At 71.6% G+C, this 21,829-nt stretch carries 19 protein-coding genes; 15 read left to right on the forward strand and 4 right to left on the reverse strand.

Annotated elements, in window-relative coordinates; translation table 11 throughout:
- Positions 1–5: 5 nt before the first annotated feature.
- Positions 6–1,808 (reverse strand): glycoside hydrolase family 15 protein, encoded by a 1,803-nt coding sequence (locus EV567_RS25300; RefSeq protein ID WP_130444305.1) that lies wholly within the window; start codon positions 1,806–1,808, stop codon positions 6–8.
- Between the two features lie 544 nt (positions 1,809–2,352).
- Between EV567_RS25300 and EV567_RS25305 the strand changes: the two genes are divergently transcribed.
- From EV567_RS25305 to EV567_RS25345, 9 genes are all read left to right on the forward strand, one after another.
- The gene (locus tag EV567_RS25305) at positions 2,353–4,038 is read left to right on the forward strand and encodes a CTP synthase (RefSeq protein WP_130443987.1); all 1,686 of its coding nucleotides are present in this window, start codon (positions 2,353–2,355) and stop codon (positions 4,036–4,038) included.
- A gap of 97 nt (positions 4,039–4,135) precedes the next feature.
- Positions 4,136–4,762, forward strand: coding sequence for an NUDIX hydrolase (locus EV567_RS25310; protein WP_130443989.1), 627 nt, complete (start codon positions 4,136–4,138; stop codon positions 4,760–4,762).
- Positions 4,763–4,918: 156 nt separating this feature from the next.
- On the forward strand, positions 4,919–6,976 hold the full coding sequence (locus EV567_RS25315) for a tetratricopeptide repeat protein (protein ID WP_130443991.1): 2,058 nt from the start codon (positions 4,919–4,921) through the stop codon (positions 6,974–6,976).
- Between the two features lie 134 nt (positions 6,977–7,110).
- On the forward strand, positions 7,111–8,235 hold the full coding sequence (ald, locus tag EV567_RS25320; RefSeq protein WP_207228853.1) for an alanine dehydrogenase: 1,125 nt from the start codon (positions 7,111–7,113) through the stop codon (positions 8,233–8,235).
- Positions 8,236–8,780: 545 nt separating this feature from the next.
- Positions 8,781–9,773 carry a ParA family protein gene (locus EV567_RS25325; RefSeq protein ID WP_242621006.1) on the forward strand — a complete coding sequence of 331 codons (993 nt, stop codon included), beginning with the start codon at positions 8,781–8,783 and terminating at the stop codon, positions 9,771–9,773.
- Positions 9,758–10,348: a hypothetical protein gene (locus EV567_RS25330; protein ID WP_130443995.1), complete on the forward strand. Its 591-nt coding sequence runs from the start codon at positions 9,758–9,760 to the stop codon at positions 10,346–10,348. Before EV567_RS25325 ends, EV567_RS25330 begins: the two co-directional genes overlap by 16 nt.
- Positions 10,349–10,366: 18 nt before the next feature.
- Positions 10,367–11,656, forward strand: a complete 1,290-nt coding sequence (locus tag EV567_RS25335; RefSeq protein WP_130443997.1) for a ScpA family protein — start codon at positions 10,367–10,369, stop codon at positions 11,654–11,656.
- Positions 11,653–12,306, forward strand: coding sequence for an SMC-Scp complex subunit ScpB (gene scpB, locus EV567_RS25340; protein ID WP_130443999.1), 654 nt, complete (start codon positions 11,653–11,655; stop codon positions 12,304–12,306). Before EV567_RS25335 ends, scpB begins: the two co-directional genes overlap by 4 nt.
- Complete coding sequence (locus EV567_RS25345; protein WP_130444001.1) at positions 12,306–13,427, forward strand: pseudouridine synthase; 1,122 nt, start codon at positions 12,306–12,308, stop codon at positions 13,425–13,427. Before scpB ends, EV567_RS25345 begins: the two co-directional genes overlap by 1 nt.
- Positions 13,428–13,551: 124 nt before the next feature.
- On the opposite strand, the gene EV567_RS25350 is transcribed toward EV567_RS25345, so the two are convergent.
- Positions 13,552–14,007 carry a Rieske (2Fe-2S) protein gene (locus EV567_RS25350; protein WP_130444003.1) on the reverse strand — a complete coding sequence of 152 codons (456 nt, stop codon included), beginning with the start codon at positions 14,005–14,007 and terminating at the stop codon, positions 13,552–13,554.
- Between the two features lie 348 nt (positions 14,008–14,355).
- Here EV567_RS25350 and EV567_RS25355 point away from each other — a divergent pair, with 348 nt between their 5' ends.
- From EV567_RS25355 to der, 4 genes are all read left to right on the forward strand, one after another.
- A complete protein-coding gene (locus tag EV567_RS25355; RefSeq protein ID WP_130444005.1) occupies positions 14,356–15,441 on the forward strand; it encodes a prephenate dehydrogenase in 1,086 nt (361 codons plus the stop codon).
- A 115-nt stretch (positions 15,442–15,556) separates the two neighbouring features.
- Positions 15,557–16,243: a (d)CMP kinase gene (gene cmk, locus EV567_RS25360; protein ID WP_130444007.1), complete on the forward strand. Its 687-nt coding sequence runs from the start codon at positions 15,557–15,559 to the stop codon at positions 16,241–16,243.
- Entirely contained in the window at positions 16,201–16,893 is a 693-nt protein-coding gene (locus tag EV567_RS25365) for a 1-acyl-sn-glycerol-3-phosphate acyltransferase (protein WP_207228854.1), read from the forward strand. Before cmk ends, EV567_RS25365 begins: the two co-directional genes overlap by 43 nt.
- Positions 16,894–16,964: 71 nt before the next feature.
- Complete coding sequence (gene der / locus EV567_RS25370) at positions 16,965–18,443, forward strand: ribosome biogenesis GTPase Der (RefSeq protein ID WP_130444009.1); 1,479 nt, start codon at positions 16,965–16,967, stop codon at positions 18,441–18,443.
- 90 nt (positions 18,444–18,533) lie between these two features.
- Here the strand turns inward: der and EV567_RS25375 are convergent, their stop codons facing one another.
- Positions 18,534–18,980: a hypothetical protein gene (locus EV567_RS25375; protein WP_130444011.1), complete on the reverse strand. Its 447-nt coding sequence runs from the start codon at positions 18,978–18,980 to the stop codon at positions 18,534–18,536.
- A gap of 52 nt (positions 18,981–19,032) precedes the next feature.
- On the reverse strand, positions 19,033–19,812 hold the full coding sequence (locus EV567_RS25380; RefSeq protein WP_130444013.1) for a hypothetical protein: 780 nt from the start codon (positions 19,810–19,812) through the stop codon (positions 19,033–19,035).
- A 518-nt stretch (positions 19,813–20,330) separates the two neighbouring features.
- On the opposite strand from EV567_RS25380, the gene EV567_RS25385 reads away from it, so the two are divergent.
- On the forward strand, positions 20,331–21,080 hold the full coding sequence (locus EV567_RS25385) for a transglycosylase family protein (protein ID WP_130444015.1): 750 nt from the start codon (positions 20,331–20,333) through the stop codon (positions 21,078–21,080).
- Between the two features lie 447 nt (positions 21,081–21,527).
- Complete coding sequence (locus EV567_RS25390; protein ID WP_130444017.1) at positions 21,528–21,743, forward strand: I78 family peptidase inhibitor; 216 nt, start codon at positions 21,528–21,530, stop codon at positions 21,741–21,743.
- The last annotated feature ends 86 nt before the right edge of the window (positions 21,744–21,829 follow it).

Genomic DNA, 21,829 nt, shown 5'->3' on the forward strand with positions numbered 1-21,829 from the left:
CACGTTCAGCCTCCGTAGGCCCCCGACGCCGTCAGGCGCAGGGCCGTGTCGATCAGGGGGACGTGGCTGAAGGCCTGGGGGAAGTTGCCGACCTGGCGCTGGAGGCGGGGATCCCACTCCTCGGCAAGGAGGCCGAGGTCGTTGCGCAGGGCCAGCAGCTTCTCGAAGAGCTTGCGGGCCTCGTCGACGCGGCCGATCATCGCGAGGTCGTCCGCCATCCAGAACGAGCAGGCGAGGAACGCGCCCTCGTCGCCGGGGAGGCCGTCGACGCCCTCCTCGCCGCCCGAGGTCGGGTAGCGCAGGATGAAGCCGTCCGGGGTGGACAGCTCCCGCTGGATCGCCTCGATGGTGCCGATGACGCGCTTGTCGTCGGGCGGCAGGAAGCCCATCTGCGGGATCAGCAGCAGCGAGGCGTCCAGCTCCTTCGAGCCGTACGACTGCGTGAAGGTGTTGCGCTCCTTGTCGTACCCCTTCTCGCACACGTCCCGGTGGATGTCGTCGCGCAGCTCGCGCCACCGCTCCAGCGGGCCGTCCGCGTCGCCGGACTCGATCAGCTTGATCGTGCGGTCCACCGCGACCCAGGCCATGACCTTGGAGTGCACGAAGTGGCGGCGCGGGCCGCGCACCTCCCAGATGCCCTCGTCCGGCTCGTCCCAGTGCTTCTCCAGGTAGCGGATCAGCTTCAGCTGGAGCAGCGAGGCGTAGTCGTTGCGGGCGAGGCCGGTCATGTGGCCGAGGTGCAGCGCCTCGGTGACCTCGCCGTAGACGTCCAGCTGGAGCTGGTGGGCGGCGCCGTTGCCGACCCGGACCGGCGCGGAGTTCTCGAAGCCGGGCAGCCAGTCCAGCTCCGCCTCGCCGAGCTCCCGCTCGCCGGCGATGCCGTACATGATCTGGAGGTTCTCCGGGTCGCCGGCGACCGCGCGCAGCAGCCACTCGCGCCAGGCGCGGGCCTCCTCGCGGTAGCCGGTGCGCAGCAGCGAGGACAGGGTGATGGCCGCGTCGCGCAGCCAGGTGTAGCGGTAGTCCCAGTTGCGGACGCCGCCGATGTCCTCGGGCAGGGAGGTCGTGGGCGCGGCGACGATGCCGCCGGTGGGCGCGTAGGTCAGGGCCTTGAGCGTGATCAGCGAGCGGATCACGGCCTCGCGGTAGGGGCCGTGGTACGTACAGTGCTCGACCCACTCGCGCCAGAACTCCTCCGTCGCCTCCAGCGACTGCTCCGGCTCGGGCAGCGCCGGCGGCTCCTTGTGCGAGGGCTGCCAGGAGATGCTGAACGCGATCCGCTCACCGGGGGTGACGGTGAAGTCCGCGTACGTGGTCAGCGACTTGCCGTAGGTCTCCGCCTCCGCGTCGAACCACACGGAGTCCGGTCCTGCGACGGCCACCGTGCGGCCCTCGTGCTTGTGCACCCAGGGGACGACCCGGCCGTAGGAGAAGCGCATGCGCAGGGTGGAGCGCATGGGGACGCGGCCCGAGACGCCCTCGACGATGCGGATGAGCTGGGGGGCGCCGTCACGCGGGGGCATGAAGTCGGTCACCCGGACCGTGCCGCGCGGGGTGTCCCACTCCGACTCCAGGATGAGCGAGTCGCCGCGGTAGCCGCGCCGGACCGCCCGGGGCGGTTCCGTGTCGGCGGCGTGGGCGGGGCCGAGGCGCCAGAAGCCGTGTTCCTCGGTGCCCAGCAGCCCTGCGAAGATCGCGTGCGAGTCGAAGCGGGGCAGGCAGAGCCAGTCCACCGTGCCGTCACGGCAGACCAGCGCGGCTGTCTGCATGTCTCCGATGAGTGCGTAGTCTTCGATGCGCCCGGCCACGTGCAACTCCAGTCGAACGGCCACGTCACCCCACGAGGGGGCTGTCGCTCAGTGCGGTCAAGGGGGATGTTGTGATTACGTCGTACTGCGTCGTTGAGCCTTGAAGCAAAGCAGTCGCCCAGCCGTGTTGGCAAAAACGCCGATCTCTGCTCAACGAACTGACGAACTCTCGTTGTTCCGATGGATACGGACGGGGGTGGTGCCGCGTTCGGAAGGACGGGCTCGGCAGTGAGTGTCCGAGCAGGATACGACGCACGTAGATGATCTGGGTGCCGCTCCGGGCAACGCGGGTGAGCCGAACGGGTGAGCAACGGGTGACGGGCGCGTGTGTGTGCACACGTCCGTGGCGGTCCGTGCGCGCAGGGTGGCCGGAAGCCATCTCCCCGAGGCGCTGATACCCTGGTAGCCCGTGGACCGGTGGGCACGAAACCCCCGAACCGCAGCGACGGCACCCCCGGAGACCTCCGGCGGAATCCGCTGGTGAAAGCCTCCGTGGCGCCGTACCGCACCCCCATACCGCGACCACGGGAGCCCCCTCTTGGCCATGCCGCCCGCTGCTTTCCGAAACAGCACCACGACGACCAAGCACATCTTCGTCACCGGGGGTGTCGCCTCCTCGCTCGGCAAGGGTCTGACGGCCTCCAGCCTCGGCATGCTGCTCAAGGCCCGTGGCCTGCGCGTCGTGATGCAGAAGCTGGACCCCTACCTCAACGTGGACCCCGGCACGATGAACCCCTTCCAGCACGGTGAGGTGTTCGTCACGAACGACGGCGCCGAGACCGACCTGGACATCGGCCACTACGAGCGCTTCCTCGACCGCGATCTGGACGGCTCCGCCAACGTCACCACCGGCCAGGTGTACAACACCGTGATCGCCAAGGAGCGGCGCGGCGAGTACCTGGGCGACACCGTGCAGGTCATCCCGCACATCACCAACGAGATCAAGCACCGCATCCGCCGGATGGCGACGGACGAGGTCGACGTCGTGATCACCGAGGTCGGCGGCACGGTCGGCGACATCGAGTCGCTGCCGTTCCTGGAGACCGTCCGCCAGGTCCGCCACGAGGTCGGCCGGGACAACGTGTTCGTGGTGCACATCTCCCTCCTGCCCTACATCGGCCCCTCGGGCGAGCTGAAGACCAAGCCCACCCAGCACTCCGTCGCCGCCCTGCGCAACATCGGCATCCAGCCGGACGCGATCGTGCTGCGCTGCGACCGCGAGGTCCCCACCGCGATCAAGCGGAAGATCTCGCTGATGTGCGACGTGGACGAGGCGGCGGTCGTGGCCTGCCCCGACGCCCGCTCGATCTACGACATTCCCAAGACCGTGCACGGCGAGGGCCTGGACGCCTATGTCGTGCGCAAGCTGGACCTGCCGTTCCGCGACGTGGACTGGACGACCTGGGACGACCTGCTCGACCGCGTCCACAACCCCGACCACGAGATCACCCTCGCGCTGGTCGGCAAGTACATCGACCTGCCCGACGCCTACCTCTCGGTCACCGAGGCGCTGCGCGCCGGCGGCTTCGCCCACCGGGCCCGCGTGAAGATCAAGTGGGTCACCTCGGACGACTGCAAGACCCCGGCGGGCGCCGCGCAGCAGCTCGGCGACGTCGACGGCATCTGCATCCCCGGCGGCTTCGGCGACCGCGGCGTGCTCGGCAAGGTCGGCGCGATCAAGTACGCCCGCGAGAACAGGATCCCGCTGCTCGGCCTCTGCCTCGGCCTCCAGTGCATCGTGATCGAGGCCGCGCGGACCCTGGCCGACATCCCCGACGCCAACTCCACCGAGTTCGACTCCGCCACCGCCCACCCGGTCATCTCCACCATGGCCGAGCAGCTCGACATCGTCGCCGGCGAGGGCGACATGGGCGGCACGATGCGTCTGGGCATGTACCCGGCGAAGCTGGCCGAGGGCTCCATCGTGCGCGAGGTGTACGACGGCAAGGAGTACGTCGAGGAGCGCCACCGTCACCGTTACGAGGTGAACAACTCCTACCGCGCGGAGCTGGAGAAGAAGGCGGGCATCCTGTTCTCCGGCACCTCACCGGACGGCAAGCTCGTCGAGTACGTGGAGTACCCCCGCGACGTCCACCCCTACCTGGTGGCCACGCAGGCCCATCCCGAGCTGCGTTCGCGTCCCACGCGCCCGCACCCGCTGTTCGCCGGCCTCGTGAAGGCGTCCGTCGAGCGCCAGCAGGCCCAGCGCGCGGAGAAGACCGCGAAGTAACACACCGGTTGTACGGTGGCCGGGGTGCGTCCCTTACTTCAAGGGAGTGCACCCCGGTTTCGTTTCGGCAGGTCGCGCAGGACACGGAAGGACAGGCATGACGATCAAGGACACCGCCGAGGAGTGGGAGATCCGGGCGACCGAGACCCCCTTCACGGGCAACAAGACCTCCGTGCGCACCGACGACGTGGTCATGCCCGACGGCACGGTGGTCCGCCGCGACTACCAGGTCCACCCCGGTTCGGTGGCCGTCCTCGCCCTCGACGACGAGGACCGGGTGCTGCTGATCAAGCAGTACCGGCACCCCGTCCGGGAGAAGCTGTGGGAGATCCCGGCCGGCCTGCTCGACGTGCCCGGCGAGAACCCGCTGCACGCCGCCCAGCGCGAGCTGTACGAGGAGGCGCACGTCAAGGCCGAGGACTGGCGGGTGCTGACCGACGTCTACACCACGCCCGGCGGCTGCGACGAGGCCGTACGGATCTTCCTCGCCCGCAATCTGTCCGAGGCCGAGGGGCGGCGCTTCGAGGTCGAGCACGAGGAGGCCGACATGGAGCACGCGCGCGTGCCGGTCGGCGACCTCGTGCGCGCGGTGCTCGCGGGCGACGTGCACAACAACTGCCTCGTCGTCGGCGTCCTCTCGCTGGTCGCCGCCCGCGCCGCCGACGGCCTGGACGCGCTGCGCCCGGCGGAGGCCCCCTGGCCGGCCCGCCCGTTCGAAGCCTGAACGGCCCAGAGACCGGTGTGACGATCGGTTGATCCGATCGGGCGACGTCTCCGCCGCGCTCCTCCCGGTAGGTCGCAGAGCGTGAACTAGGCTCTGGAATCGCCCGATCCGAATGGTCCGGCGGGCTCGCGTGCGCGGTGGACGGGAGGGTGGCCCGTGACGGATCAGGCAGTGGACACAGACGGCGTCAAGCTGTCGGGACACGCTGCGACGGAGGGCCATTTCCTGGGCCGTACCCGGGAGTTGAAGGAGCTGTGCGCGGACATCGAGCGCGCGGGCCTGGACACCCTGGCGGGGAACAAGCCGCCCCGCGCGCGGGTCCTCCTCATCGCCGGAGGGCCCGGCTCCGGCCGCAGCGCCCTCGCCGGGGAACTCGTCCGCCGGGTCGCCGGCCGCTACCCGGACGGCGTGCTGCGCGCCCGCCTCGCCGACGCCGACGGCACCCCCGTCCCGGCCGAGCGGGCCGCTCGCGCACTGCTCGCCGCCCTGGAGCGGCCGGCCCCGGCGGGCGCGTCCGAGGAGGACCTCTCCGCCTGTCTGCGCGAAGCGCTCGCCGAACGGCGCGCCATCGTCCTCCTCGACGACGCGGCCGGCGCCGAGCAGGTCGACGCACTGCTCCCGGACACCCCGGAGTGCCTGGTCGTCGCCGTCTCCGCGGGACCGCTCACCGGCATCTCCGACGTGCGCCCCTGCACCCTGGGCGGCCTGGACACCAAGTCCGCCCTGGAACTGCTCACCCGCCGCATCGGCTCGGTCCGCATCACCGTCGACCCGCGCTCCGCCGAGGGACTCGTCGAGGCCTGCCAGGGCCACCCCGTGGCACTGATCCTCGCCGGCGGCTGGCTCGCCGCCCGCCCCAAGTCGGCCGTCGCCGACCTCGCCAAGCAGCTCCACGCCGAGGGCGACGAGGGCACCCCGCTCAGCCGTCTCTTCGCACTCGTGCACCACGGGCTGGCCCCCACCGCCGCCCGCACCCTGCGCCTGCTCTCCCTCGCCCCGGCCGGGCTCGTCGACGCCCACACCGCCTCCGCGCTCGCCGGCTGCTCGATCGGCGCCGCCCGCAGCACCCTGGACGACTTCGCCGCCCTCGGCCTGCTGCGGCCCGTGCCCTGCACACCGCCCCAGTACGAGATCCCCGGCTGTCTGCACCCCCTGCTGCGCGCGGCCGCCGAGGCCCACGAGCGGCCGGCCGAGCTCCAGCTGGCCCGCGCCCGCATGCTGGAGCGGACGGTGCGGCTGCTCCAGTCCTGCCGTGCCGTCACCGAGACCGACAACCCGCAGGCCCGCGAGAAGCTCCAGGGCATGCCCAGCGCCCTGCGCTTCCCCTCCCCGCAGGCGGCCGCCGAGTGGCTCGAGGCGCGCCGGCCCGCGCTGCTCGGGGCCGCCCGGCTCGCGGTCGCCGACGGAGAGCTGGACACCCTGGCAAGGCGGCTGATGGCGCAGCTGGTCAAGGCGATGGTCGCCCACCTCGGCGCCCATGACGCCGCGCCCGACCTGTACGGCGTCCACCAGCTCGTGCTGGACGTCGCCGAGCGCCGCGGGCTGCCCCGGGAGAAGGCCGCCGCCCTGCTGAACCTGGGCGACGTCGACGCCCGCACCGGGCGCACCGCCCAGGCCCTGGTGCGCTACCGGGCCGCGCTGGACGCCGGACGCCAGGCGAACGACCCGTACGCGACCGGCCGCGCGATGGAATCCGTGGGCGGCGCGCATCTGGAGCTCGGCGACTACGAGCGGGCCGCCGACTGGTTCGGCCGGGCCCTCGCCCAGCGGCTGGCCCGGGACGAGCGCGCCGACGCCGCCCGCCTGTACGGCCGTATCGCGACCGCGCACACCTACGCCGGCCGCTACGGGGAGGCGCAGCGCGGCTGGCGGGCCGCCGTGGCCGTGCACCGCAAGAGCGGCGACGTCGGCGCGCAGGCGCGTGCGTTGAGCGAGCTGGCTCGCGTCCAGGAGTACGCGGGCCGGCCCGAGGAGTCGCTGCGCACCTGTCAGGAGGCGGTGGAGTGGGCCCACCGCGCGCAGGACGCGCGTCTGCGGGCCGCGCTGCACCTGCGGCTGGCCGACACCTGCGAGCACCTCGGTGACCCGGCGGCCGCCCGCCTGCACCGGGGCGCGGCGGAGCGCATCCTGGGAGATGAGGCCCCCGGCACCGAGTCAGAGCCGGAAAACACGGCCGACGCCTGCGAAATCCGCAGTACTCCTGCTGAAGATTGATGCATTGAAAGGCTGGACAGCGGGAACACCTTCATTAGACTGGCTCTGCCGCACGTTCTCCTGCGGTATGTCCCCGTATGCCCATGGCATCCGGGTTTGTCGTTCCATGCCCCACACCCTCTGAGCCAAGGACCGTGATCCACGTGAAGGTCGGCATCCCCCGCGAGGTCAAGAACAACGAGTTCCGGGTGGCGATCACCCCCGCAGGCGTGCACGAGCTGGTGCGCCACGGCCACCAGGTCGTCGTCGAGCAGGGCGCCGGCGTCGGCTCGTCGATCCCGGACGCGGAGTACGTGGCCGCCGGCGCCCGGATCCTGGATACCGCCGACGAGGTGTGGGCCACCGCCGACCTGCTGCTGAAGGTCAAGGAGCCCATCGCCGAGGAGTACCACCGCCTCCGCAAGGACCAGACGCTCTTCACCTACCTGCACCTGGCCGCCTCCAAGGAGTGCACCGACGCGCTCATCGAGTCCGGCACCACGGCGATCGCCTACGAGACCGTCGAGCTGCCGAACCGCGCGCTGCCGCTGCTCGCCCCGATGTCCGAGGTCGCGGGCCGGCTCGCCCCGCAGGTCGGCGCCTACCACCTGATGGCCGCCAACGGCGGCCGCGGCGTGCTGCCCGGCGGCGTCCCCGGCGTGCTGGCCGGCCGGGCCGTCGTCATCGGCGGCGGCGTCTCCGGCTGGAACGCCGCGCAGATCGCCATCGGCATGGGCTTCCACGTGACCCTGCTCGACAAGGACATCAACAAGCTCAAGGAAGCCGACAAGGTGTTCGGCACCAAGATCCAGACGGTCGTCTCCAACGCCTTCGAGCTGGAGAAGGCCTGCCTGGAGGCCGACCTCGTCATCGGCGCGGTCCTCATCCCGGGCGCCAAGGCGCCCAAGCTCGTCACCAACGAGCTGGTCTCCCGGATGAAGCCCGGAAGTGTCCTTGTCGACATCGCGATCGACCAGGGCGGCTGCTTCGAGGACTCCCGCCCGACCACTCACGCCGAGCCGACCTTCCCGGTTCACAACTCGGTCTTCTACTGCGTCGCCAACATGCCCGGCGCGGTCCCCAACACCTCCACCTACGCGCTCACCAACGCGACCCTGCCCTACATCGTCGAACTCGCCGACCGGGGCTGGGCGGAGGCGCTGCGCCGCGACCCCGCGCTGGCCAGGGGCCTCAACACCCACGACGGCAAGGTGGTTTACCGCGAGGTCGCCGAGGCACACGGCCTCGAGCACGTGGAGCTCGCCTCGCTGCTCGGCTGAGACGCTCCGCCAAGTCACCTTTTCGTAAAGGCGATACGTCAACACGACGCCTCAAGGGCGTGCGCGCGGCCGGACCTTGCCATACAAGGTCCGGCCGAGTGTGTGTATGGTCACTTTGCCGCTCTCGGCCAACTCGCCTCGAACGTAACCCTTGAGCCGATTCGCACACCCGTGAATCCTGCCGTGCGACGGCCGTACGCCCTTGACAGCGGGATGTTTCATTGCCGACACATCGGGCCGGGTCCGGCGGATTGTGTTGCTGCGGACGCCCGACACGCCATAGAGTCGCCAATCGTCGGCATGGTGCCACGCTGACCTTGTCTAGAAGTTTCCTGGTCACCAAGGAGGTAAGACGACTTGTGAATGAGTCGACATTTTCTCCCGGGGGTGGTCATTCAGGAACGCCTACGCGGGGCCCGGGCCCCACGGGGCGCGAGGCTGTCGGCTCCGTCGCTGTCCGAACCTTCGCAGACCATCAGAGCCACAGAAGCCCCCAGTTGGCTCAGCCAGCACACCACAGCATGGATGGCCATCACGTGAACGCCATGGCCGGCGACGGAAGTGGCGCGCCCCGCAACCACTTCGCCGACTACGACGAACTGCCCGAAGGGCACTTCTACGACCCCGACGCCGAGTACGAGCCCGATCCCGAGTACGCGGCCACCCTCGCGCCCGACGCCGCCCGCCAGCGTCGCGAGCGCGTCGGTCCCACCGGACGCCCGCTGCCGTACTTCCCGATCCCGGGCCCGCTGACCGATCACGGACCCGCGAAGATCATCGCGATGTGCAACCAGAAGGGCGGCGTCGGCAAGACGACGTCGACCATCAATCTGGGCGCCGCCCTCGCGGAGTACGGACGCCGGGTGCTGCTCGTCGACTTCGACCCGCAGGGCGCGCTGTCGGTCGGTCTCGGCGTCAATCCGATGGAGCTCGACCTCACCGTCTACAACCTGCTCATGGAGCGGGGCATGGCGGCCGACGAGGTGCTCCTGAAGACGGCGGTCCCGAACATGGACCTGCTGCCCAGCAACATCGACCTGTCCGCCGCCGAGGTCCAGCTGGTCTCCGAGGTCGCGCGCGAGTCGACGCTGCAACGGGCGCTGAAGCCGCTCCTCGACGACTACGACTTCATCGTCATCGACTGTCAGCCCTCGCTCGGCCTGCTCACCGTCAACGCGCTGACCGCCGCGCACAAGGTGATCGTGCCGCTGGAGTGCGAGTTCTTCGCGCTGCGCGGTGTCGCGCTGCTCACCGAGACCATCGAGAAGGTCCAGGAGCGGCTCAACCCGGAGCTGGAGCTCGACGGCATCCTCGCCACGATGTACGACTCGCGCACGGTCCACAGCCGCGAGGTCCTCGCCCGTGTGGTCGAGGCCTTCGACGACCACGTGTACCACACGGTCATCGGGCGCACGGTCCGCTTCCCGGAGACCACGGTCGCCGGTGAGCCGATCACCACCTACGCCTCCAACTCCGTCGGCGCCGCCGCCTACCGTCAGCTCGCCAGGGAGGTGCTCGCCCGGTGTCACGCCGAGTGAGTCTGCCGGGGGCCGACGAACTCTTCCGTACGACAGGGGGGATGGCGCTCCAGCCGTCCGCACCGCGACGCCAGGCCAACGGCGAGGCGCGGGTACCCGCTCCCGCCGGGGAGAGCGACACGGCGGCAGCGGCGGCCTCGGCCGAGGACGCGCCGCAGGCCGTGCCCGCGCAGGGCGGTGACGGCGAGGGCGCCGAGCACGTGGCGGCCGACGCCGAGCAGGGCGACGCCGGGGAGTCCCGCAGCCGGACCGCCGGCGGGGAGCGCCCCGCGCGGCGTCAGGGCGCGGCGCAGGAAGGACCGGCCGCCGCCGGAGAGGCCGCCCAGCCACGCAAGCGCGGCCGGGCCGCGGCCCGCCGGCCCAGCGGCCGGGAGCGACACGACGAGAAGATCACCGTGTACGTCTCCGCCGAGGAGCTGATGGACCTGGAGCACGCCCGGCTGGTGCTGCGCGGTGAACACGGGCTGGCCGTGGACCGGGGACGGATCGTCCGCGAGGCGGTCGCCGTGGTCCTGGCGGACCTGGAGGCCCGCGGCGACGCCAGCATCCTCGTACGCCGGCTGCGCGGCCGGTAGCGGTAGCCTGCGGAGGCCATGACCTCGAACAACACCCCCTCGCCGGGAGTCCGCCGCCCCCTGGGCCGAGGCCCGGCACCCCCCACCACCCGGCCGGCCGAGCATCCCGCGCCTGCCGACCACAACGAAGCCGGGCCCGGCAGTGAGCCACCGCCGGCCACGGACCGCGACGAGGCCCGCCCGGAGCCCTCGGCCGTGCCCACGGACCGGAACGCCGCCGGGGCTGAGCCGCCGCTGTCCGCCGGGCGGCACGGTACCGGGCCCGGGGGCGGGGTGCCGCCCGCTGTGGACCGCGACGAGGCGTGGCCGGTGCGCTCGGGCGCGCCCGCTGTCCTTGATGACGTCGAGACCGAGTCGCTGTCGGATGCCGGTCGTGGTGACGGTCGGTCGGAGGCCTCGCTCGCCGGGCGGGACGGAGGCGGGGCGAACGGGGCCGTGGTCGCGGAGGCGGCCTCTCAGGTCGGGGCCGCGCCCGAGGGGGAGGTGGGCGATGGGGTGTTCAAGGTTCGGCTCGCCAATTTCGAGGGGCCGTTCGATCTGCTGCTCCAGTTGATCTCCAAGCACAAGATGGACGTCACCGAAGTCGCGTTGTCCAAGGTCACCGACGAGTTCATGGCGCACATCAGGGCGATGGGGCCGGACTGGGACCTGGACCAGACGACCGAGTTCCTGGTCGTGGCCGCGACGCTGCTCGATCTGAAGGCGGCCCGGCTGCTGCCCGCCGCCGAGATCGAGGACGAGGCCGACCTCGCGCTGCTGGAGGCCCGCGACCTGCTCTTCGCGCGGCTTCTCCAGTACCGCGCGTACAAACGGATCGCCGACATCTTCAACGAGCGGCTGGAGGAGGAGGCCCGCCGCCACCCCCGTACCGTCGGCCTCGAAGCGCACCACGCCGAGCTGCTGCCCGAGGTCGTCATCACCATCGGCGCGGAAGGCTTCGCCCGGCTCGCGGTGAAGGCGATGCAGCCCAGGCCCAAGCCGCAGGTGTACGTCGACCACATCCACGCGCCGCTGGTCAGCGTGCAGGAACAGGCCGGGATCGTCGTCGCGCGGCTGCGGGAACTCGGGGAGGCCAGCTTCCGGGCGCTCGTCGAGGACACCGACGACACCCTCACGGTCGTCGCCCGCTTCCTGGCCCTGCTGGAGCTGTACCGGGAGAAGGCGGTGGCCCTGGACCAGGAGACGGCCCTCGGCGAACTGCTGGTGCGGTGGACCGGCGGGGACGGGAACGAGACGCCCGCAGTGACCGACGAGTTCGACCGGCCCCCCGAAGTGCCGGGGGAGTCCGAGAAGGAGAAGACGCCGTGACTGAGGACACCGCCGGCGCCCCGGGCGGATCCCGTGCCGTCGTGGACCTCGACCTCAAGCCCGCCCTGGAGGCCGTCCTGATGGTCGTGGACGAACCCGCGACCGAGGAGCACCTCGCGAAGATCGTGGAACGGCCGCGCCGCCAGGTCGCGGACGCCCTGCGCGAACTCGCCGACGAGTACACCGTGCAGGGGCGGGGCTTCGACCTGCGGTTCGTCGCCGGCGGCTGGCGGTTCTACACCCGGGCCGAGTACGACCCGGCCGTGGAGCGCTTCGTCCTGGACGGCCAGCAGGCCCGGCTCACCCAGGCCGCGCTGGAGACGCTGGCCGTCGTCGCCTACCGGCAGCCGGTCAGCCGCAGCCGGGTCTCCGCCGTGCGCGGGGTGAACTGCGACGGGGTCATGCGCACCCTCCTCCAACGGGGTCTCGTCGAGGAGGCGGGCACGGAACCCGAAACAGGTGCGATCCTGTACAGGACGACGAACTACTTTCTGGAGCGGATGGGCCTGCGCGGCCTGGACGAGCTCCCGGAGCTCGCGCCCTTCCTCCCGGAGGCTGAGGCGATCGAGGCCGAGACACTGGAGGGGGTCCCGTCGTTCGATCCGGACGCCCCGGATTCCGAGGACGCAGACGACAAGACGGAACTTTGATGCGAAGCAGCAGCGGCAGGAACAGCAGCGGAAACAACGGCGGGAGCCGTGGTGGCAACAGCGGCGGCCGCGGCGGGAGCAGCGGTGGCCGCGGCAACCACCGCGGTGCCGGGAACAACCGCGACGACAGGCAGGGCGGCAGGCCCAAGAAGCCGCGCCCGGAGGAGCGGCGCTACGACGTGGGCCCCGGCGCCTCCCCGGACGGGCCGAAGTCGGGGCGCGGCGCCTCCGCGCGCGGTGGCGCGAAGGGCGGCCCCCGGCAGTCCCCGGCCGGCGGGCGCGGCCGGTCGGCCCCGGCGACCTCCCGCGAGTACGACGCGCGGATGGAGGAGCGCAACCGGGAGCGGTACGCGGGCAAGAAGGACGTCAAGCTGCCCAAGACCTTCCCCGGCGCCGAGCAGGAGGGCGAGCGGCTGCAGAAGATCCTCGCGCGCGCGGGCTACGGCTCCCGGCGCGCCTGCGAGGAGCTGATCGAGCAGGCACGGGTCGAGGTCAACGGCGAGATCGTGCTGGAACAGGGCAAGCGGGTCGACCCGGAGAAGGACGAGGTCAAGGTCGACGGCCTGACCGTCGCGACGCAGTCGTACCAGTTCTTCTCGCTGAACAAGCCGGCCGGTGTCGTGTCCACGATGGAGGACAACGAGGGCCGCCAGTGCCTCGGCGACTACGTGACCAACCGCGAGACCCGGCTCTTCCACGTCGGCCGGCTCGACACCGAGACCGAGGGCGTCATCCTGCTCACCAACCACGGTGAGCTGGCCCACCGGCTGACCCACCCGAAGTACGGCGTGAAGAAGGTCTACCTCGCGCACATCGTGGGCCCGATCCCGCGCGACCTGGGCAAGAAGCTCAAGGACGGCATCCAGCTGGAGGACGGCTACGCGCGCGCGGACCACTTCCGCGTCGTCGAGCAGACCGGCAAGAACTACCTGGTCGAGGTCACCCTGCACGAGGGCCGCAAGCACATCGTGCGCCGCATGCTGGCGGAGGCCGGCTTCCCCGTCGACAAGCTCGTGCGCGTCGCCTTCGGCCCGATCACCCTGGGCGACCAGAAGTCGGGCTGGCTGCGCCGGCTGTCGAACACCGAGGTCGGGATGCTGATGCAGGAGGTCGACCTCTGACCGGGAGGTCGTGACCGAACCGCGCCCCCCTTTTGCAGTCGCCTCGACCACAGAAGGTCGCCTCGACCACAAAAGGGGGCGGAGAGCCCCCGGCCGCCGGGGGCCCCGCGGCTCCTCGGCGGGCTCACACCAGCTTGATGGCGCCGCCCTCCACCGTGATCTTCTCCGCCGGCAGCGGCCTGGTCGCCGGGCCCGCGGTGACCGCGCCGTCCTCGATGCTGAAGCTGCTCCGGTGGCAGGCGCAGTTGATCGTCTTGTCGGCGACGCTGGTGACCGTGCAGCCCTGATGGGTGCAGATCGCGGAGAAGGCCTTGAAGTCGCCCTTCGACGGCTGGGTGACCACGACCTTCTGCTCCTTGAAGATCGTGCCCCCGCCGACGGGGATGTCGGCCGTGGCCGCCAGTTCACGGCCCGCGGAGGCGGCCGGGGACTCGGTCCCGGGGGTGCCCGCGGTCCCGGCGGCGGGGCTCTTGGAGGCTTCGGGGGTCGAACCGCCGTCGCCCTTGTCGCTGCAGCCGACGGCGAGAGCCGCCGCGCCCGTCGCGAGGAGGACCGTACGGCGGGTGGCGGGATGGGTCATGTCGTCACTCCGAAGGTGCGGTGAGTACGGAAAGTGCGGAAAGGCGCGGAAGGTGCTGTGACGCGGACAACAATCGTGGCACCGAGGGCACTGATCGAGAAGCAATTCCGGATAAGTGCCACAAAACGAACATTTCGGATGTGATGAACGGCTCCCGCCGCCCGTCTCAGCGGGCGGGCGGCGCGCACCCCCCACGGACGGGCTGACTACGCTGGACGCAGAGCCGACAGCTATGTGAACGAGGAGCAGCACCGTGGCGGTACGAGCGGCCCGGGGGGCCGTCCAGCGGGAGCGGGACGAGGCCGGCCACATGGAACGGGGCGCGGCCCCGGGCGGGGGCGTCGCCCGGTGAGGACCGCGCTCGTCATCGGAACCGGGTTGATCGGCACCTCCGCCGCCCTGGCCCTCGCCCAGCGCGGCGTCACCGTCCACCTGGAGGACCACGACCCCGAGCAGGCCCGCACGGCAGCGGCGCTCGGCGCGGGCGCGGACGCGCCCCCCGAAGGCCCCGTGGACGTCGCCATCGTCGCCGCGCCGCCCGCCCATGTCTCCTCCGTGCTCGCCGACGCAATGCGACGCGGGGTGGCCCGCGGCTACCTCGACGTGGCCAGCGTCAAGGGCGGTCCGCGCCGTGAGCTGGAGGCGCTCGGCCTCGACCTGTCGATGTACCTGGGCACGCACCCCATGTCGGGCCGCGAGAAGTCCGGCCCGCTCGCCGCGTCCGCCGACCTCTTCGAGGGCCGGCCCTGGGTGCTGACGCCGACCCGGGACACCGACACCGAGGTGCTCAACCTCGCCCTGGAGCTCGTCTCGCACTGCCGGGCCGTCCCGGTGGTGATGGACGCCGACGCCCACGACCGGGCGGTGGCCCTCGTCTCCCACATGCCCCACCTCGTCTCCAGCCTGGTCGCCGCCCGGCTGGAGAACGCCGAGGAGGCCGCCGTACGGCTGTGCGGGCAGGGCATCCGGGACGTCACCCGGATCGCCGCCTCCGACCCCCGGATGTGGATCGACATCCTCTCCGCCAACCCCGGGCCGGTCGCCGACCTGCTCACCGACGTCGCCGGCGACCTCGAGGAGACGGTACGGGCGCTGCGCTCGCTGCAGTCCTCCGACGAGGCCAAGCGGCGTGAGGGCGCCGGCGGCATCGAGGGCGTCCTGCGGCGCGGGAACGCGGGGCAGGTGCGCGTGCCCGGCAAGCACGGGTCCGCTCCGCGGGCGTACGAGGTGGTCGCGGTGCTGATCGACGACCAGCCGGGGCAGCTGGCCCGCATCTTCGCCGACGCCGGGCTGGCCGGGGTCAACATCGAGGACGTACGCATCGAGCACGCGACCGGGCAGCAGGCGGGACTGGTGCAGCTGATGGTCGAGCCGCGCAGTGCGGGGGTGCTGTCCGCCGCGCTGACGGAGCGGGGGTGGGCGGTGCGGCAGTAGGTTGCCCGGCGCCGCCGTGACGTGCGGCCGGACGAGTGAGCCGTACCCAGTAACCTTGTGCGGGGCGTGTTCTCGCCCCGCAGTCCTCCGCCTCGCACCAGGAAGGTGTCCCCCCGTGGAAAACGGCGCCGCCCAGCCCGTGATCGTCGCCATCGACGGTCCCTCCGGAACGGGCAAGTCGAGCACGTCCAAGGCCGTGGCCGCCCAGCTGGGGCTGAGCTACCTGGACACCGGTGCGCAGTACCGGGCGATCACGTGGTGGATGGTGGCCAACGGGATCGACATCGAGGACCCCACGGCGATCGCCGCCGTCGCAGGCAAGCCGGAGATCGTCTCAGGCACCGACCCGGCGGCCCCGACGATCACCGTCGACGGCACCGACGTGGCCGCCCCGATCCGCACTCCGGAGGTCACCTCCCAGGTCAGCGCGGTCAGCGCGGTGCCGGAGGTGCGGGCCCGGATCACCGAGCTCCAGCGGTCGCTGGCGGCCTCCGCCGAGAAGGGGATCGTCGTCGAGGGGCGTGACATCGGCACCACCGTGCTGCCCGACGCCGATCTGAAGATCTTCCTCACCGCGTCCCCGGAGGCCCGCGCCGCCCGCCGCAGCGGCGAGCTGAAGGGCTCGGACGTGCACGCCACCCGCGAGGCGCTGATCAAGCGGGACGCGGCCGACTCCTCCCGCAAGACCTCCCCGCTCGCCAAGGCGGATGACGCCGTCGAGGTGGACACCACCGAGCTGACGCTGGCCCAGGTCATCGAGTGTGTCGTCACCCTCGTCGAGGAGAAGCGGGCGGGGAAGTGACTCAGCCGTCCGTGCCCTCGGAGAAGGGCGCCGAGGTCGGACGCCGGATCGGCGTCGGGCTGATGTACGGGCTGTGGCGGCCGCGGGTGCTGGGAGCCTGGAAGGTGCCCGCCACGGGCCCGGTGATCTTCGCGGTCAACCACTCCCACAACATCGACGGACCGATGGTCATGGGCGTGGCGCCCCGGCCCACGCACTTCCTGATCAAGAAGGAGGCGTTCGTCGGCCCCCTCGACCCCTTCCTGACCGGGATCGGCCAGCTCAAGGTGGACCGCGAGACGACCGACCGCTCGGCGATCACCCGGGCCCTCGGCGTGCTGGAGAACGGTGGGGTGCTGGGCATCTTCCCCGAGGGCACCCGGGGCGAGGGCGACTTCGCCTCGCTGCGCGCGGGGCTCGCCTACTTCGCGGTGCGCAGCGGCGCGCAGATCGTGCCGGTCGCCGTGCTGGGAAGCACCGACCGGCCCGGACGGTTGTTCAAGGCGCTGCCCCCGTTGCGGTCCCGGGTCGACGTCGTCTTCGGCGACCCGTTCGAGGCGGGCGACGGCAGTGGGCGGCGCACCCGCAAGGCGCTGGACGAGGCGACCGAGCGCATCCAGAAGCAGCTCGCCGCCCACCTGGAAAACGCCAGGCGTCTCACCGGGCGCTAGGCGACACTGAGTAGTGGATCACCTGCCGAGTCAGGTCCACCGATCACCACGATGAACGAGGTACGGACTTCATGAACGACCACATCCAGCCCGGCGGCTCGGACGCCTTCGAGCACGATCACGGGGCGCTCGGCGAAGCCGAGTACGCGGAGTTCATGGAGCTCGCCGCCGAAGAGGGCTTCGATCTGGAGGACGTGGAGGGCGCCATCGAGGCGGCCGGTCACGGGCCGCTGCCCGTGCTCGCCGTCGTCGGCCGCCCCAACGTCGGCAAGTCGACCCTGGTGAACCGGATCATCGGCCGCCGTGAGGCCGTCGTCGAGGACAAGCCCGGCGTCACCCGCGACCGCGTCACCTACGAGGCCGAGTGGGCGGGCCGCCGCTTCAAGGTCGTCGACACCGGCGGCTGGGAGCAGGACGTCCTCGGCATCGACGCCTCCGTGGCCGCCCAGGCCGAGTACGCCATCGAGGCCGCCGACGCCGTCGTCTTCGTCGTCGACGCCAAGGTCGGCGCGACCGACACCGACGAGGCGGTCGTACGGCTGCTGCGCAAGGCCGGCAAGCCGGTCGTGCTGGCCGCCAACAAGGTCGACGGCCCGAGCGGCGAGGCCGACGCGGCCTACCTGTGGTCCCTGGGCCTCGGCGAGCCGCACCCCGTCTCCGCGCTGCACGGCCGCGGCACCGGCGACATGCTGGACGCCGTTCTGGAGGCGCTGCCCGAGGCGCCCGAGCAGAGCTTCGGCACGGTGGTCGGCGGACCGCGCCGTATCGCGCTCATCGGCCGCCCGAACGTCGGCAAGTCCTCGCTGCTGAACAAGGTGGCGGGCGAGGAGCGCGTCGTCGTCAACGAGCTGGCCGGAACCACCCGCGACCCGGTCGACGAGCTGATCGAACTGGGCGGCGTCACCTGGAAGTTCGTCGACACCGCGGGTATCCGCAAGCGCGTCCACCTCCAGCAGGGCGCCGACTACTACGCCTCCCTGCGCACCGCCGCCGCCGTGGAGAAGGCCGAGGTCGCGGTCATCCTCATCGACGCCTCCGAGTCGATCTCGGTCCAGGACCAGCGGATCGTGACCATGGCCGTGGAGGCGGGCCGTGCGATGGTCATCGCCTACAACAAGTGGGACACCCTCGACGAGGAGCGCCGCTACTACCTGGAGCGCGAGATCGAGACCGAGTTCGCCCAGGTGGCGTGGGCGCCCCGGGTGAACGTCTCGGCGCGCACCGGGCGGCACATGGAGAAGCTGGTCCCGGCGATCGAGACCGCGCTGGCAGGCTGGGAGACCCGGGTCCCCACCGGCCGGCTGAACGCCTTCCTGGGCGAGCTGGTCGCCGCCCACCCGCACCCCATCCGGGGCGGCAAGCAGCCCCGCATCCTGTTCGGCACCCAGGCCGGCACCAAGCCGCCGCGGTTCGTGCTCTTCGCGTCCGGCTTCATCGAGGCCGGCTACCGGCGCTTCGTCGAGCGCCGGCTGCGCGAGGAGTTCGGCTTCGACGGCACGCCGATCCACATCTCGGTGCGGGTGCGCGAGAAGCGCGGCAGGAAGAAGTGACATGACGGCCGGAGGGCGGCTCCCCATCGCGGGGGCCGCCCTCCGGCCGTGTGCGGGCGCCGCCGAGGCCGCGCCGGGCCCTGCTGCCGCTCAGTAGCCTCTTCGGGCCGGCGGCAGGGCCGCGGGGACGTGGTGCGTGGTCGTCGGCGCCTGCGGCTGGGCCTGTGGCTGCGGTTGCGGCTGCCGGCCGGCCGGGGTGAGCGGGCCGACCCGCTGCCACTGCGACTGCTGCCCTAGCCCGGTGCGGGCGCTCTGCGCGCCCGCGCTGTAGGCGCTGTAGCCGCTGCTGAACGAGTTGCCGAGCGATCCGCTGCTGAACGACCCGGTGCTGTGCGGGACGTACCCGAAGGCGGTGAACCCCAGGTCTTCCTCCCCGCTGCGATCGCCCGGCAGCGAACGGAACGACTTGACGTACTCGGCGTAGAGCGCGTCGTAGATCGGCGTGGCCGAGGGGCCGCCCTGGGGATCCTGGGCCGCCGGCCGGGAGGACTGGACCGACTGGAAGGCCTGGCGGCGCGGAACGTCGTAGGTGTGCACGTATGTCCAAACGACCCGGCGCGGGAAGGGATGCGCCGAAGGACCGCCCGGCTCAGGTGCCCGCGAGCGGCAGGGCCGCGCCGACGAGCTTGCCGCCCGCCGCCGCCTTGTCCAGCGCGTCCCGCAGCAGGTCCTCCCGGGGCTGACGCCCGATGGAGCCCGCCGGCGCGGCGAACATCAGCACCTGCTGGTGCTTGTTGGCGGCCGCCCGCCACCCGTCCGTCACCTGCAGCGGCTGGTGCGCCTGCCACCAGGCCACCGGCTGGCCCCCGCCCGCGGAGGGCTGGAGGACGGCGTGCAGCTGTCCCATCGCCAGCAGCACGGACCAGCCGTGCTGCACCGGGGGCGCCTCGGACAGCTCGGTGAGCGGCATGAAGCCCTGCTCGATGAGGAGCGGCAGGAAGTCGTCGCCCAGGCCGGAGGAGCCCGGGCGTGCGATCGGCGTGGTCGGCTCGACGACGAGGGCGGGGTGCAACTCCCCGGCGATCAGGACGAGTCCGCTGGTGACCCCGAGGACGGCCTGCTCGGGCGCGGCCTGCGCGGGAACCCGGGCCGCGTCGCCGCTGATGGAGCGGACCGCGCCCTGGAGCTGCTCCTCGGTGACCTGGACGACCTGTGAGGGCAGACAGGTGGAGTGGGCGAAGGCGAGGACGGCGGTCTCGTCCCCGATGAACAGGACGGTGCTGGTGCGCTCGTGCGCGGAGTCGCCCGGGGTGCGGCAGGACGTGCAGTCGTAACTGCCCGGGGCGTTCTCTCCGGCGAGCAGCCGGTCGGCTTCTTCGTCGCCGATCTCGGCGCGTACCTCGTCGCTGACGTCGAGCATGCGCGGCACGGGTGGCTCCCTCGGATGCGGTGCGTTGGCGGGCCGGGTGAGTCCCCGGCTCATGCAGAAGACAACGGCGGATCTGTGGCGGGAGTCACGCTGTCGGCCCAACCGAATCGAACCGCCCTGCGCACACGGTCACGAGGTGTGCGGAAACGAACACTCAGCGTCAAGTAACGGGATGGCAACGGGAGTTGGTTCCGTGAGCTGAGTCACAGACGTCATGGGCGGCATGGCGGGCGTATGGCGACATCAACGCATTAAGTGGTGCGTTCAATCAAGGGTGTTACCCAAGGTAACCACCAACTGGCCTGCGAAAACCTTCAGTTGGTTGTTAACGAACCGTCAGAGTCCATAGATTCCTCCGCCGTGTGCAGCTAGCACCGCCCGGGAACGTCCGCCGGCCGCGCAGAGCAGGACAGCGCAGCACGACCGCCGGCGGACGGGGCGGAGCGCCACCACCGCGTCCTTGCGCGGACGGTGCGCCCCGCTCCGGGGGAGACCCGGGTCCGCAGAGAGGGATCTACATGTCCGAATGTGCCGATAACACCCGCTCCACCGCCCGCACCGGCGCCGACAGGGCCCGGACGACGGCGGTCATCGCAGGAGCGGTGCTCCTCGCCCCGCTCGGCCTGCTGGCAGCGAGCGGCAACGCCGCGGCCGCGGACAGCGGGGTGTGGGACCGCATCGCCCAGTGCGAGAGCGGCGGCGACTGGCACATCAACACAGGCAACGGCTACTACGGCGGACTGCAGTTCTCCGCCTCCACCTGGCGGGCGTACGGCGGTGGGCAGTACGCCTCCACCGCCGACAAGGCCAGCAGGTCGCAGCAGATCTCCGTCGCCACCAAGGTCCAGCGCTCCCAGGGCTGGGGCGCCTGGCCCGTCTGTTCCGGGCGCGCCGGGGCGTCCGGAAGCGCTCCCTCGTCCCACGGGGGCGGCTCCGGCTCGACCGGGTCCGGCTCGTCCGGCACCAAGGAGCACCGCTACAAGTCGAAGAAGTCCTCGAACTCCTCGTACTCGTCGTCGTCCGCCGGCGGCTCGGCGAAGCGTTCGGAGAAGTCGCACAGCGCGGAGAGCCCGCAGCGTTCGACGGGGTCGGGCCACAGCAGCCGCGGCAGCTCCCGCGGCGGCGACTACACCGTCCGCGAGGGAGACACGCTCAGCGTCATCGCCGCCCGCAACGGGACCACCTGGCAGCGGCTCTACGCCGCCAACAAGGACGCCATCGGCGGCGACCCCGACCTGATCATGCCGGGCCTGCGCCTGGCCTTCTGAGCCGGCTTCCGCCCCACCGGCCCCGCCCCCGACCGGGCGGGGCCGTCCCGGCTCGCCGGCCGCCAGGAGGCTCGCGCCCCCGCCCGCTCCGACGGGGGAAGTACGGACAAGATGTGAGGGAGCCGTGCATTTCCCATGGCGGGAAGGCGTCGGCGAGGTCTGCGGAATGTGACGGGAACGGGCTCGGCGGGAGAGTTCTCCGGGCGCTTTCCGCCGCCTTTTCAGGGGCGTCCGGGTGACGCGCGGGAATTGCGTTCGAATAGGCGTGAAAGGCGCAGGAAACCGCTCGTACGGGTGACGGTCCAGTGCCCCGCGAGGTGATTCCCGAAGCCTCAAACATGTGTCGTGGTCCTGTGACAGAAGTGTGACCGGGGTGATCCGCATCTCCGGTCCGGGCTTCGCTGTCCGGGCTTCCCGCGAGCGCGCGCTCCGCCTAGCGTGGGCGGTATGGCACCGAATCCCGCTCCCGTGGAGGAGCCCCAGGACAGCCCGGACGGATACGTCGGCCTCGACGCCGAGAGCGCCGAGCGGCTCGCCCGTGAACGGGGATGGACGACGGTGCGCTCGCTCGCGCCCGGCACGGTCATCACCATGGAGTACCGCGTGGGCCGGCTGAACCTCGAAGTGAGCGACGGCCTGGTGAACCGCGCCTGGAAGGGCTGAACCGCCTCCGCAGAGATCACGAAGGCCCCGGTTCCTGGATGAGGAACCGGGGCCTTCGCCGTGCGGGCCGCGAGGTGCGTACCGGC

Source organism: Streptomyces sp. BK239 (assembly GCF_004217285.1).
Classification (GTDB): Bacteria; Actinomycetota; Actinomycetes; order Streptomycetales; family Streptomycetaceae; genus Streptomyces.